Raw genomic sequence first — 12,966 nt, 5'->3', positions numbered from 1 at the left:
TATGACAGAAGACTCTTTGCATCTAGATAACCAACTTTGTTTTTCTATTTACGCCTGCTCTAGAGAGATTACTCGTTTTTATCGACCTTATTTAGAAGAAATGGGTATTACGTATCCCCAGTACATTACTTTACTCGTACTATGGGAGCAAGATGGACTAACAGTAAAAGAAATTGGAGAACGTCTATTTTTAGATTCTGGTACGTTAACACCTATGTTAAAACGCATGGAATCATTAAAACTTGTAAAACGTGTTCGTTCCAAAGAAGACGAGCGAAAAGTTTGTATTGAATTAACAGAACAAGGCAAAGATTTAAAGGAAAAGGCTTGTTCATTACCGACAACGATGGCTACAAACTTAGGAATTACAGAGCAAGAATATCGCTCTTTATTAATTCAACTAAATAAACTAATTGGCACAATGAAAACAATTAATGATGGAAAAGGGGAATAAATATGGATAAATTATATACTGCTTCAGTAACAGCAACAGGTGGAAGAAATGGGAAAGTAGTTTCAGATGATGGCATATTAAATCTTGATGTAAAAATGCCGAAAGCACTAGGTGGTGCAGGCGGAGAAGCAACAAATCCAGAACAACTATTTGCAGCTGGTTATGCAGCTTGTTTCGATAGTGCATTACAACTTGTCATTCGTACAAAACGTGTGAAAGTAGAAAGTACAGAAGTAACTGCTCACGTTTCTATCGGAAAAGATACAGATGGTGGTTTCGGTCTATCTGCTGTACTTGATGTACATGTGGCTGGCGTTTCACATAGCGAAGCACAAGAACTTGTAGAAGCGGCTCACGGTGTATGTCCTTATTCGAAAGCAACACGAGGAAATATTGAAGTTACATTAAACGTACGCTAAAAAATTTAGCAAAACAAAAACGCGCGACATTCGTCACGCGTTTTTTGTTTTTGTAAATTTATGAATTGCTTTCCACGCTTCTTCTTTTCCAAGTCCTGTTTCAGAAGAGAATAGAACAATTTCATCGCCAATTTCAACAGCAAGCGTTTCTTTTACAACTTTTAAATGCTTTTGCCATTTCCCTTTCGGAATTTTATCGGCTTTCGTCGCAATAATAATTGTTGGGATTTCATAATGCTTTAAGAAATCATACATCATCACGTCATCACTTGTTGGTTGGTGACGTAAATCAACTACTAATACAGCTGCGTCTAATTGCTCACGAGTTGTAAAGTACGTTTCAATCATTTTCCCCCATGCAGCGCGCTCCGATTTAGATACTTTTGCATATCCATAACCTGGAACGTCAACAAAGTGCATCATCTCATTGATTAAGAAAAAGTTCAGCGTTTGCGTTTTTCCTGGTTTAGAAGAAATACGCACTAACTTTTTACGATTTAAAATTTTATTAATAAAGGAAGACTTCCCCACATTTGAACGACCTGCTAATGCAATTTCTGGTAAATCACTGTCTGGATATTGTTCTGGTTTAACAGCACTAATTACAATATCTGCTTTTGTTACTTTCATTGTTTCACTCCTACTAATGCGTGCTCCAATACTTCATCTAAATGAGATGCAAGCACAAACGTAAGGTTTTCTTTTACGCTCTCTGGAATATCATCTAAATCTTTCTCGTTTTCTGCTGGCAAAATAATTTTTGTTAAGCCTGCGCGGTGAGCACTTAATGTTTTTTCTTTTAAACCACCAATTGGTAATACACGACCACGAAGTGTAATTTCACCTGTCATACCCACTTCTTTACTTACAGGAATACCTGTTAGCGCAGAAATAAGTGCCGTTGCCATCGTAATACCTGCTGACGGTCCGTCTTTTGGAACTGCTCCTTCTGGAACGTGAATATGAATATCATTTTTCTCATGGAAATTCGGATCGATCTGAAGCTCTTCTGCACGAGAACGTATATAACTAAACGCAGCTTGTGCTGATTCTTTCATAACATCCCCAAGTTTCCCTGTTAAAATTAGTTTCCCTTTTCCTGGCGCTACAGAAACTTCAATGGCAAGTGTATCGCCGCCTGCTGCTGTGTAAGCTAGACCTGTTGCCATACCAACTTGGTCTGTTTTTTCAGCTTGCCCATAACGGAATATGTGTTTACCAAGTAAATCAACAATCTTTTTCTCTGTCACAACGATACGTTTACGTTCTGCTGTAACGATAATCTTCGCTACTTTACGGCAAACTTTTGCAATTTGGCGCTCTAGCGTACGAACACCAGCCTCACGTGTATAATAACGAATAATCTCAAGAAGCGCTTCATCACGCACTTGTAAATTACCTTTTCGTAAGCCATGTTCTTTTAATTGTTTCGGCAACAAATGCTCACGAGCAATGTGTACTTTTTCAAGTTCTGTATAGCCAGCAATCGAAATGATTTCCATACGGTCAAGTAATGGACCCGGAATACTTGAAAGTGTATTAGCAGTTGCTACAAACATAACTTTTGATAGATCATATGGTTCTTCAATGTAATGATCACTGAAGTTATGGTTTTGTTCCGGATCTAATACTTCAAGTAATGCCGCTGATGGATCTCCACGGAAATCGTTAGACATTTTATCAATCTCATCTAATAAGAAGACTGGATTAACTGTTTTCGCCTTTTTCATACCTTGAACAATGCGTCCTGGCATTGCTCCAACATATGTACGACGGTGACCACGAATTTCAGATTCATCACGCACACCACCAAGAGATACACGGACGAAGTTACGATTTAATGATGTTGCAATTGAACGCGCTAACGAAGTTTTGCCGACCCCAGGAGGGCCTACTAAACAAAGGATAGGTCCTTTTAATGAATTCGTTAACTTCTGTACAGCTAAATATTCAAGTACACGCTCTTTCACTTTTTCAAGACCGTAATGATCGTTATTTAAAATCTCTTCCGAATGAGCAAGGTCAATTATATCTTCTGTTGCCTCTGTCCACGGAAGCGCTAATAACCAATCAATATAATTGCGAATAACACCACTCTCCGCAGAACTTGCTGGTAACTTTTCATAACGATCTAATTCTTTCAGGGCAGCCTTCATTGTTTCTTCCGGCATTCCTGACTGTTCAATTTTCTCACGAAGTTCTTCTACTTCTCCGCCCTTGCCTTCTTTGTCGCCAAGTTCAGTTTGAATCGCCTTCATTTGCTCACGTAAGAAATATTCTTTTTGCGTGCGCTCCATGGAACGTTTCACTTTTTGCCCAATTTTCTTTTCTAGGCTAAGTAACTCTTGTTCATCTTGAATAATTGAAATAAGTGTTTGTAATCGTTCTTTTACAGATACAATCTCTAAAATCTCTTGTTTCTGCTTCGTTTTAATCGGCAAGTGAGAAGCAATTAAATCAGCTAATCTCCCTGGTTCTTCCACATCAGCTACCGTTGCAAAAGTTTCATTTGAAACTTTTTTCGAAACTTTAATATATTGTTCGAAATGCTCCAGTAACGTACGCATAAAAGCTTTCTCTTCTAAATCATCTTCTACTTCTTCAGTTACCGTTTTAATAGAAACTTGTACTACATTTTCTTCTTCGATAAACTCTATTACTTCTGCTCTATGTAAACCTTCCACAAGGACACGAAGCGTACCGTTCGGCAATTTTAACATTTGCTTCACTTTCGCCACTGTACCTACACTATATATGTCATCTTCTTTCGGATCATCAATATTCATTTCTTTTTGCATTGCTAAAAAGATGATATTTTCATCCATTGCCGCCTGCTCTAGTGCTTGTATCGATTTATCACGTCCTACATCAAGATGCAAAACCATCGTTGGATATACGAGAACGCCTCTTAATGGTAGGAGGGGCACGATTCTTTCGTTCGTATTCATACTAGACATAGCACCTCCATAATAAATTAAACTCCTGTTCAACTATTTTATATTACAATACACCTAGATGCAATTGCTGAGATTCCGCGCAATTGTAAATAGCTTGTTTTTCTACCTCACGAAAAGAAAAAGACTCCGATTAAGCATACAAACTTAAACGAAGTCTGGCAAATTTTATTATTGTTTATTTTTACATAGATTGTGCATCTGTTTCGTCTACGTGAGTATGTACATCTAGCTCTCTATGCATATTTTCTTGCATAAACGTTAACTCAAATACTTCTTTTAACTTACGAACAGGAATAATTTCAATTCCCTTGATCGTATACAAAAATGGTTGCATATTTTCAGCAGGAATAATGACTTTCTTAGCTCCCGCTTTTTTCGCAGCTTTTATTTTTGCGTATACGCCACCAATAGGCTTTACTTCTCCGTGTATACTTATTTCACCTGTCATCGCTACTTCATTATTTACATACGTGCGGTGCACCGCAGAATATACACCTGTTGCCATAGCGATTCCTGCAGAAGGGCCATCAATTGGGATACCCCCTGGAAAGTTAATATGTATATCGTATCCTTCTGGCAACACATCTAAAGAACGAAGTACTGTTAATACATTATCAACAGAGCCTTTCGCCATACTTTTACGACGAATCGATTTCGTTTGACTACCAATACTTTCTTCTTCCACAATTCCGGTAACATTTACCGATCCTTTATCTTTCGCCGGAATTGCTGTTACTTCAATTTCTAATAACGCACCTGTATTTGGTCCGTATACAGCAAGACCATTTACAAGACCAATCCTTGGAATCGGATAAATGCGCTTTTCATATTTCGGTGTAAGCTGACTTGAGTGAACAACCCACTCTATATCTTCATCCTTAATGAAAGAACGTTCTTCATTTATCGCCATACCCGCAGAGATTTGCACGAGATTAATCGCTTCTCGTCCATTCCTTGCATACATCCCAATCATCTCAATACCATTTTCACCTATTTGCATTTCCACTTTTTCCGCGGCATTTTTCGCTACTTTTTGAATTTCTTCCGTATCTAATTCACGGAAAAATACTTCTAAGCAACGTGACCGAATAGCAGGAGGAATTTCCTCTGGCGAACGTGTCGTTGCTCCAACTAAGCGAAAATCTGCCGGTAAGCCTTTTTGGAAAATATCATGTATATATGTTGGGATCATTGTATTTTCTTCACTATAGTACGCACTTTCTAAAAATACTTTTCGATCTTCTAACACCTTTAACATTTTGTTCATTTGAATCGGATGGAGCTCGCCAATCTCATCAATAAACAAAATACCACCATGTGCATCTGTTACAGCCCCTTTTTTCGGTTGCGGAATACCTGCTTGCCCCATCGCCCCAGCACCTTGATAAATCGGATCATGCACCGAACCAATTAAAGGGTCTGCGATACCACGTTCATCAAACCGAGCTGTTGTCGCATCAAGTTCAATAAATGTTGCATTCGTACGAAATGGAGATTTAGGATTTCGTTTCGCTTCTTCTAATACAAGACGTGCTGCCGCTGTTTTCCCAACACCTGGTGGGCCATATATGATTACATGTTGCGGATTCGGACCACAAAGAGCCGCTTTTAACGACTTAATCCCGTCCTCTTGCCCTACAATATCTAAAAAGGTTGTAGGACGCACCTTTTCTGCTAGCGGCTCTGTTAAAGAAATCTCACGCATTTTACGAAGTTGTTCTAATTCTTTTTTCGATTCTCGATCAATTGAAACTTTTTGTGTTCGTTGATTTCGAAGTAAATGCCAGAAATACAATCCGACAATTACACCAAAAACAAGTTGAACAACTAAAAATATATTTGTCCAGCTCATTATTTATTTCCTCCCGCAATATTTTATCTCTTAGTATTTCCGCGGAGGAACGTAGCTAAACATAAAGAAAAACAGCAATTATAAAAATTGCTGTTTCCCTTTCGCATTATGCAGATGTTTTTGTATCAAGTACAGTACCGTCTTGTAACACCAATTTTGGCGGCTCATTATCAGCTACTGTTTCTTTTGTAAGAATACACTTCTCGATATCTTTACGAGATGGAAGTTCGAACATTACATCAAGCATTAAGCCTTCAATAATAGAACGAAGTCCACGAGCACCCGTTTTACGTTCAATTGCTTTTTTCGCAATTTCGATTAGTGCACCTTCTTCAAACTCTAACTCAACATCGTCAAGCTCCAATAGTTTTTGGAATTGCTTAACAAGTGCATTTTTCGGTTTCGTTAAAATATCAACAAGAGCATCTTCATCAAGTGGCTCTAGGTTCGCAATAACTGGAAGACGACCGATAAACTCTGGAATTAAACCAAATCTTAAAAGATCCTCTGGTAATACGTGAGATAAAACATGCTTCTCATTTACATCAGCATTTTTCTTCTCAGAACCAAATCCAATTACTTTTTCACCAAGGCGACGTTTAATAATCGGCTCAATGCCATCAAACGCTCCACCACAAATGAATAAGATGTTCGTTGTATCAATTTGAATAAACTCTTGGTGCGGATGCTTACGACCACCTTGAGGTGGAACGCTTGCTACAGTACCTTCTAAAATTTTCAGAAGTGCTTGCTGCACACCTTCACCAGATACATCACGTGTAATTGATGGATTTTCGGACTTACGTGCCACTTTATCAATCTCATCAATATAAATGATTCCTTTTTCCGCTTTCTCTACATCATAATCAGCTGCTTGAATTAATTTTAGTAAGATATTTTCTACATCTTCTCCAACATATCCAGCTTCTGTTAAAGATGTTGCGTCCGCGATTGCAAATGGAACATTTAGAATACGCGCTAACGTTTGTGCAAGTAATGTTTTACCACTACCTGTTGGCCCGATAAGTGCGATATTACTCTTCGCTAATTCTACATCATCAATTTTGCTGTTAGAATTAATGCGTTTGTAATGGTTATATACCGCTACCGCTAGTGCTTTTTTCGCGCTATCTTGCCCGATGACATACTCATCTAAGATTTCACGAATTTCTACCGGTTTCGGTACATCTTTGAATTCTACTTCTTCGTCCTTCGCAAGCTCCTCTTGTACAATTTCAGTACAAAGTTCGATACACTCGTCACAAATGTAAACACCTGGACCTGCCACTAACTTTCGAACTTGCGTTTGTGTTTTACCACAGAAAGAACATTTTAATTGCCCTTTTTCATCATTAAATTTAAACATATTTTCACACCCCTTACAAAGTGCTAACCTCTTGCCTTCGTATGTACACGATAAATGTATCGTATGTAAATACATATTATGTCACTACGTGGCGAGAAATACAAATAATATGACTAGTTATGTACAAATAAAAAATTTTTAAAACTTTTGAAATATGTATATTCGACTTGTAAAGGAACTTTTCCTTCTCCATCGAAAAGTTTTATAAATATATTTCTATATTTATAAAACAAGGCACGATTTTAATCGTGCCTTGTTATTTTATTATGCAGCGTTTTCTACTAAGAAGTCTACAGCTTTACGCACTTTAAGATCTTCAGCTAAAGCGTCTACGCTTCCAAGAGCTTGCTTGATAGCGTCTACTGGCATACCGTACATTTCAGCCATTTTTTCAACTTCTGCAGTTACTTCTTCTTCAGTAACTTCGATGTTTTCAGCTTCAATGATAGCTTCAAGAACAAGATTGATTCTTACACGTTTTTGTGCATCTTCTTTCATTTGCTCTTTTAATTTGTCAGCATCAGTACCTGTGAATTGGTAGTAAAGCTCAAGGTTCATACCTTGTTGGCTTAAACGTTGCTCGAATTCACGAACCATACGATCTAACTCAGTGTTGATCATAGCTTCTGGAATTTCGATTTCAGCGTTAGCAGCAGCTAATTCTACTACTTCGTCACGTACTTTGTGCTCAGCTTCGTGCTTTTTGCCTTCTTCTAAGTTTGTGCGAAGTTTTGCTTTTAATTCATCAAGAGTTGCAACCGCTTCGTCTGCTTCTTTAGCGAACTCGTCGTTTAACTCAGGAAGTTCTTTTGTTTTGATTTCGTGAATTGTTACTTTGAATGTTGCTGGTTTGCCAGCTAATTCAGCAGCATGGTACTCTTCTGGGAATGATACTTCAACGTCTTTAGACTCACCAGATTTAAGACCGATTACTTGCTCTTCGAAACCTGGGATGAATGTACCAGAACCGATTGCTAGAGAGTAGTTTTCGCCTTTTCCGCCTTCAAATGCTTCGCCATCAACGAAACCTTCGAAGTCGATTACAGCTGTATCACCGTTTTCAACAGTTCCTTCTTCTTTAACAACTAGTTCAGCTTGACGCTCTTGTAAAGATTTTAATTCGTTCTCTACATCTTCGTCAGTTACAGTTGTTTCAACTTTTTCTACTGCTAAACCTTTGTACTCACCTAATTTAACTTCAGGTTTCACTGTAACTTTTGCAGTGAAGATAAGGTTAGCATTTTTTTCGAACTTCTCGATGTCGATTTCAGGATGATCAACTGGGAAGATACCAGCTTCTTCAATCGCTTCACCGTATGCTTTTGGTAAAATGATATCTAAAGCATCTTGGTATAAAGATTCAATACCAAAGCGTTGTTCGAATAATGGACGAGGCATTTTTCCTTTACGGAAACCTGGTACGTTAATTGTTTTTACTACTTTTTTGAACGCAGCGTCGATAGAGTTGTTTACTTCTTTAGCATCAACTTCGATTGTTAAAACGCCAACGTTACCTTCTAATTTTTCCCATTTTGTAGACATTTATTCTTTCCCTCCAACTATAATAATGTATGCACATACCTCTATAGATTAAGATCTTCATTATCTCTTTTTTGAAATAACAAATACACAAATAATCCTCTAGCAAAAGCTTTCAGATATAATGTTCCAATCTACTAATTGCCCAGAAGACAACTACGGTATATTTTGTTCGAGAATAATATGAAACATATTAAGTAAGAGAATTACACTTCTCTTCTCTTACAAACAGGCAGTTTTCTGCCTTTTGCAACCCTTACATTATAACATAGAATATGCTCGTTTCAAGAACTGAACGATTCTTTTTCATAATTATACGGGCAAATATCCTTCTCTTTCAACACGTAATAACCATTGATAGGCAATATGAAACTCTTCCAATTCGATATTGTATGCTGCCATAAGCTCTTCTTCATCAATAGCCAATCCGAAACGCTTTCTTCCAATTCTCTCTAAAACAGCTGACCAAATCTCTTCTTTATCCATTAATAGAGCGAATGGGAAAATGCTAATTTGCAATTCTTTCCAATATGTAACCATCGCTTCAAATATATCGGGATAATTTTGCTCTAATCGACTTGATAATTTATGTATAATGTTATTGGATTGCTCCTCATTATGACCTGTAAATGCTGGAATTACCTTAATCGTATTCCCAAACTTTTCTACCTCTATTTCCTCTTCTACCTGACTTTCTATCATTTTATACAAAATAGAAGTTTTCAAATAGGGGTGTTGCTCTTCGTCTATTAAAAATTTCTTTAAAACAGGTAATGCAAGATCTAAGTCTTTTAACGAAAGTCGCTGAATCGCTCTTAGCTTCTGTCCAAAGTTTTCTCCAAAAATTTCATTAGTAAACTCATCCAACTCAAAATTTGAATCCACTAGCGATGCGTCTCCCTCATTTAGCATACCTTCTGCAAATAAAGCAAGCTGCGCTAATTTTTCCTTTTGATCAGGCATTATATCTTTCGTTTGTAAAACCTTTTCAACAGTTTCAATAACACCTTCATAATCATTTGTTTGAACTAAAATAGTCACGTACGTTTCAAGAATATCACCAAATAAGACAACTCCTGTTTTAAGCAACTGTTCACATTTGTCTTTCGCTTCTTCCATACGTTTTAATTCGAGTAAACAAATAACTGAAGCTAATTCCGTTTGTTCCGTTTCCGCATTATACTGACGTAATATTTCAAAGCAGCGCAATGCATCTTCGAACTTCCGCTCTTTCAGCGCTAAAAAACCTTCATCAATATAGCGCTCTGATAGTTGTGGAAACAATACGACCGTATTTTCTTTTTTATCCATACGTCCGCCTCTTTTTCTTGATTTTAATTATGTTCAAAGTAAATATATCAAATGCGTAATGAGAACACAACATCCCAAAACTATTTGTTTGAAATATGAAAATATTTAATTTTTACATTCCAATACAAATAAATCTCTACTAAAAATTAAAATTGTACAAGTAAAAATCCCCAGCAACAAACGCAGAGGATTCATCATTAATGGAAAGCTTTTATAATTGTGGGGTATATTACAAGGGTAATAATTTGGAGAACAATAATTGCCATAACAATCATGCTAAAATAGAAGATTGGTTTACTTCGCTTCATTAAAAACATAATAATAAGCATCGTACAAGCAAACAAACTTAAGAAGAACAAACTTGTTGTCGAACTAAGTATACCACTTGGGACAAAGAACAATAACACTACACTACAAGTACCTATAATTCCAAATAACCATTCCATTCATTCACTCATTCCCTTTCCCTCTCATGGCTGTTTTCTCTAAGCAATCAAATGTTTCACAACATCAACTACATACGTTAATTTCTCATACGCTACAAATCCAAAAGCAACCGTCAAGCCCGTTACAACTAATCCTTTCATCATTTCTGCCTCCTCGTTTTATCGTTGTTATCTTCATTATAAAAGATTAGCAATTTCTTACCATCGAACTACCTTACAGTTACCTTACAGAATTGTAAGATTTCAAAAAGAGATTGAAAAAAACCTCATATCGCTTGAGGTGCTTTCACGGAATTTATTTATAATCACTTGCAAAATTAACTTTTTTCTCTTGGTTATTTTTCGGAGAATCCACTCTTAAACTAATAGATTTACTAAATAATTTAGGATCAAAATAATTATTCATTACTTTTCTTAACTTACCTTCAGATATTTTCGTATTACAAGAAAACAAAGGATGAAGATCATGTTAATATATTTTTGTACAATTAAGACTTTAATTTACAAGGGGGATTATATATGTTTAAAAAAATGGCCGCAGATGTATTAGGACTAAGCGATGTAGGTTCTGTTATTACACCTAAAGACTATGATAAGGTCGATGCCGATGATTATGTAATGCATGAAGATGGGGAGAAAATTTACTTTCTAATTAAATCGAAATCAGATGAATATTGCTTCACAAACAAAGGGTTAATTCACTTAGACGGTACAAGCGCAACAAGTAAAAAACGTACACTACGCCGCTTTAGCTATAGTAAATATCAAATTAAAAACGTAGCGCTTGAAACTGCGGGAACGATTGATTTAGATGTAGAAATTAAGTTCCAAATGGGCGATGAACACTATTCAATTGATGTCCATAAAAAACATATTGAAGAATTAAAAGATTTATATAAAGCTTTACTTAAAATAGAAGAAATCTCATACGACAACGATATTACATTGCAGTATGCACATAAAAGTTTAGATATGGCATCTAACGCTTTCAGCCGTATTTCAAACGCACAAGTAAATTTAGCAGAACAGTTTAAAGAAATAAACGAAATCGCTTTTAACTGGCTCGTTGATACGAAGAAACAATATAATGTGAAAGATTATGGTTTTGTATTTGAGAAGTTTATTAACAACTAATTTAAAACAAACAAAAAACCTTGTTATCAAAAGATAACAAGGTTTTCTTAGCGTCCCAGGAGAGATTCGAACTCCCGCTCCGCCCATTTCCGTACTATTTTATATATTTTGATCGCAGTCTTAATATATCTTCTCCTTCGCGAATGCCTGCCGATCCCTTCCTCACATTTTTTACGACAGTCCAATTCGGGTTAGTTTCATCACCGATGTTCTGTACTGTAAAATTGCCATCACCATATTTTCGGTGGCCTTCTGCCAATTTCTCCGTTAAATCATTCTCATTTGATCTCGCCATCTTTGCGCCATCTCCCTTTTTTATACGACCTTCTTAAACCATCTAACCAATCACAGGTCCAGTCAATTGGAGATTCTCGTTTTCCGCTTCTATTAATTGTAACACACTACCGGGAATAAGTTCCGATAACTGCTGCTGAATTGTACTAGAATGGTAAAGAGTTTTATAATATTGTAAGTAAACAATTAAGAGAATCTGGATATGGATTTGAGTTCCATCATAAACCTATTGATTCTTTAAATTAAATAAGAGGAATAGGGCGCATAAATGGCGCTCTTTTTATTTAAGAAAAAGAAGTACATATGCAACTACTTAATATCAAAGGAAAGGTCGCAAATATCAAGAATGAACTACACCTATAACCCAAACATCAAATTTTAGACAAACAAAAAACCTTGTTATCAAAAGATAACAAGGTTTTTTTAGCGTCCCAGGAGAGATTCGAACTCCCGACCGTACGCTTAGAAGGCGTATGCTCTATCCGGCTGAGCTACTGGGACATGGAGCGGGTGAAGAGAATCGAACTCTCGACCAGAGCTTGGAAGGCTCTTGTTTTACCACTAAACTACACCCGCATATGTTATTTTCTTTTCTTCGTTAGCGCCGTTGCCCTATCGACAATATTCATTATATGTATAACCACACATAAAGTCAACACCTTTTTTAAAAGAGGATAAATTTTCTTATCCTCTTTTAAAAACTGCCTGTTCAACTAGTTGTCCGTCTAACGTTTCAAAACGAACTTCCATTTGATTTTCATCCATTTCTAATAAAGCAAATGTCTTTTCTACACGCTGACGTGGTAATAAAATACTGCCTGGATTAATAAATAAAACGCCCTCGATTAATTCCGCACCTAATACGTGAGAATGTCCGAAGCATGCAACTTGCGCTCCCACTTCTTCAGCATGGTACGCTAGCGTTTGTAATGTCATTTTCACATTATGGCGATGTCCATGCACAACTAAGAAGCGAATTCCATCTACATCAGTTACAATTTCATCTTGAAAGTTAGCATAATCACAGTTTCCTTTTACAACATGGAAACCTTGCAGTTCTTCATGAGCAGATGTTAGCTCTGAATCACCGCAATGAATCATGATATTTACTTTCCCTTCATACTTCTCTTTCAACTGCTGTAATTCCTTCACAGAGCTATGACTATCGCTTACGATTAAAGCTTTCATCATTCT

General features: G+C 36.6%; 12 protein-coding genes, 2 tRNA genes and 1 pseudogene. 4 read left to right on the top strand and 11 right to left on the bottom strand.

Annotated elements, in window-relative coordinates; all coding sequences use genetic code 11:
- The first annotated feature begins 1 nt into the window (after position 1).
- Positions 2–454 (top strand): MarR family winged helix-turn-helix transcriptional regulator, encoded by a 453-nt coding sequence (locus ACTFR8_RS10365; RefSeq protein WP_100619237.1) that lies wholly within the window; start codon positions 2–4, stop codon positions 452–454.
- Between the two features lie 2 nt (positions 455–456).
- The gene (locus ACTFR8_RS10360; RefSeq protein WP_000359781.1) at positions 457–873 is read left to right on the top strand and encodes an organic hydroperoxide resistance protein; all 417 of its coding nucleotides are present in this window, start codon (positions 457–459) and stop codon (positions 871–873) included.
- Between the two features lie 33 nt (positions 874–906).
- On the opposite strand, the gene ysxC is transcribed toward ACTFR8_RS10360, so the two are convergent.
- The 7 genes from ysxC to ACTFR8_RS10325 all read right to left on the bottom strand — a co-directional run bounded on the left by ysxC (position 907) and on the right by ACTFR8_RS10325 (position 10,344).
- Positions 907–1,503, bottom strand: a complete 597-nt coding sequence (gene ysxC, locus ACTFR8_RS10355) for a ribosome biogenesis GTP-binding protein YsxC (RefSeq protein ID WP_000869116.1) — start codon at positions 1,501–1,503, stop codon at positions 907–909.
- Positions 1,500–3,830 (bottom strand): endopeptidase La, encoded by a 2,331-nt coding sequence (gene lon / locus ACTFR8_RS10350; RefSeq protein WP_000097286.1) that lies wholly within the window; start codon positions 3,828–3,830, stop codon positions 1,500–1,502. Before lon ends, ysxC begins: the two co-directional genes overlap by 4 nt.
- Before the next feature lie 181 nt (positions 3,831–4,011).
- Positions 4,012–5,682: an ATP-dependent protease LonB gene (gene lonB, locus ACTFR8_RS10345; RefSeq protein ID WP_000119179.1), complete on the bottom strand. Its 1,671-nt coding sequence runs from the start codon at positions 5,680–5,682 to the stop codon at positions 4,012–4,014.
- 106 nt (positions 5,683–5,788) lie between these two features.
- Positions 5,789–7,048 carry an ATP-dependent protease ATP-binding subunit ClpX gene (clpX, locus tag ACTFR8_RS10340; RefSeq protein WP_000472289.1) on the bottom strand — a complete coding sequence of 420 codons (1,260 nt, stop codon included), beginning with the start codon at positions 7,046–7,048 and terminating at the stop codon, positions 5,789–5,791.
- A 264-nt stretch (positions 7,049–7,312) separates the two neighbouring features.
- Positions 7,313–8,590 (bottom strand): trigger factor, encoded by a 1,278-nt coding sequence (gene tig / locus ACTFR8_RS10335; RefSeq protein ID WP_000105215.1) that lies wholly within the window; start codon positions 8,588–8,590, stop codon positions 7,313–7,315.
- A 309-nt stretch (positions 8,591–8,899) separates the two neighbouring features.
- On the bottom strand, positions 8,900–9,898 hold the full coding sequence (locus ACTFR8_RS10330) for a hypothetical protein (RefSeq protein WP_000358274.1): 999 nt from the start codon (positions 9,896–9,898) through the stop codon (positions 8,900–8,902).
- A gap of 197 nt (positions 9,899–10,095) precedes the next feature.
- Positions 10,096–10,344: a hypothetical protein gene (locus ACTFR8_RS10325; RefSeq protein ID WP_001983650.1), complete on the bottom strand. Its 249-nt coding sequence runs from the start codon at positions 10,342–10,344 to the stop codon at positions 10,096–10,098.
- A gap of 519 nt (positions 10,345–10,863) precedes the next feature.
- On the opposite strand from ACTFR8_RS10325, the gene ACTFR8_RS10320 reads away from it, so the two are divergent.
- Positions 10,864–11,478, top strand: a complete 615-nt coding sequence (locus ACTFR8_RS10320) for a PH domain-containing protein (RefSeq protein ID WP_000473867.1) — start codon at positions 10,864–10,866, stop codon at positions 11,476–11,478.
- A 94-nt stretch (positions 11,479–11,572) separates the two neighbouring features.
- Here the strand turns inward: ACTFR8_RS10320 and ACTFR8_RS10315 are convergent, their stop codons facing one another.
- Entirely contained in the window at positions 11,573–11,773 is a 201-nt protein-coding gene (locus tag ACTFR8_RS10315) for a hypothetical protein (RefSeq protein ID WP_000124460.1), read from the bottom strand.
- Between the two features lie 152 nt (positions 11,774–11,925).
- Between ACTFR8_RS10315 and ACTFR8_RS10310 the strand changes: the two are divergent.
- Positions 11,926–12,018, top strand: a pseudogene (locus tag ACTFR8_RS10310) (DUF6572 domain-containing protein); the annotation flags it as partial.
- Between the two features lie 181 nt (positions 12,019–12,199).
- On the opposite strand, the gene ACTFR8_RS10305 reads toward ACTFR8_RS10310, so the two are convergent.
- The 3 genes from ACTFR8_RS10305 to ACTFR8_RS10295 form a co-directional block, all read right to left on the bottom strand.
- Positions 12,200–12,273, bottom strand: a tRNA-Arg gene (locus ACTFR8_RS10305).
- Position 12,274: 1 nt separating this feature from the next.
- Positions 12,275–12,348, bottom strand: a tRNA-Gly gene (locus tag ACTFR8_RS10300).
- Between the two features lie 108 nt (positions 12,349–12,456).
- Entirely contained in the window at positions 12,457–12,960 is a 504-nt protein-coding gene (locus ACTFR8_RS10295) for a metallophosphoesterase (protein ID WP_000645518.1), read from the bottom strand.
- Between the last annotated feature and the right edge of the window lie 6 nt (positions 12,961–12,966).

The sequence above is a fragment of the Bacillus cereus group sp. MYBK15-3 genome (assembly GCF_051916765.1).
Taxonomy (GTDB): Bacteria; Bacillota; Bacilli; order Bacillales; family Bacillaceae_G; genus Bacillus_A; species Bacillus_A cereus.
The sequence above is the reverse complement of the archived record's forward strand: the minus strand, read 5'-3'. Positions and strand labels throughout refer to the sequence as shown.

What these genes read in the sequence shown, in the direction of transcription:
- ACTFR8_RS10330 (WP_000358274.1), bottom strand. Translation starts at nt 9,898, where the DNA reads ATGGATAAAAAAGAAAATACGGTCGTATTGTTTCCACAACTATCAGAG.
- ysxC (WP_000869116.1), bottom strand. Translation starts at nt 1,503, where the DNA reads ATGAAAGTAACAAAAGCAGATATTGTAATTAGTGCTGTTAAACCAGAA.
- ACTFR8_RS10315 (WP_000124460.1), bottom strand. Translation starts at nt 11,773, where the DNA reads ATGGCGAGATCAAATGAGAATGATTTAACGGAGAAATTGGCAGAAGGC.
- lon (WP_000097286.1), bottom strand. Translation starts at nt 3,830, where the DNA reads ATGTCTAGTATGAATACGAACGAAAGAATCGTGCCCCTCCTACCATTA.
- ACTFR8_RS10365 (WP_100619237.1), top strand. Translation starts at nt 2, where the DNA reads ATGACAGAAGACTCTTTGCATCTAGATAACCAACTTTGTTTTTCTATT.
- tig (WP_000105215.1), bottom strand. Translation starts at nt 8,590, where the DNA reads ATGTCTACAAAATGGGAAAAATTAGAAGGTAACGTTGGCGTTTTAACA.
- ACTFR8_RS10325 (WP_001983650.1), bottom strand. Translation starts at nt 10,344, where the DNA reads ATGGAATGGTTATTTGGAATTATAGGTACTTGTAGTGTAGTGTTATTG.
- ACTFR8_RS10320 (WP_000473867.1), top strand. Translation starts at nt 10,864, where the DNA reads ATGTTTAAAAAAATGGCCGCAGATGTATTAGGACTAAGCGATGTAGGT.
- ACTFR8_RS10360 (WP_000359781.1), top strand. Translation starts at nt 457, where the DNA reads ATGGATAAATTATATACTGCTTCAGTAACAGCAACAGGTGGAAGAAAT.
- clpX (WP_000472289.1), bottom strand. Translation starts at nt 7,048, where the DNA reads ATGTTTAAATTTAATGATGAAAAAGGGCAATTAAAATGTTCTTTCTGT.
- lonB (WP_000119179.1), bottom strand. Translation starts at nt 5,682, where the DNA reads ATGAGCTGGACAAATATATTTTTAGTTGTTCAACTTGTTTTTGGTGTA.
- ACTFR8_RS10295 (WP_000645518.1), bottom strand. Translation starts at nt 12,960, where the DNA reads ATGAAAGCTTTAATCGTAAGCGATAGTCATAGCTCTGTGAAGGAATTA.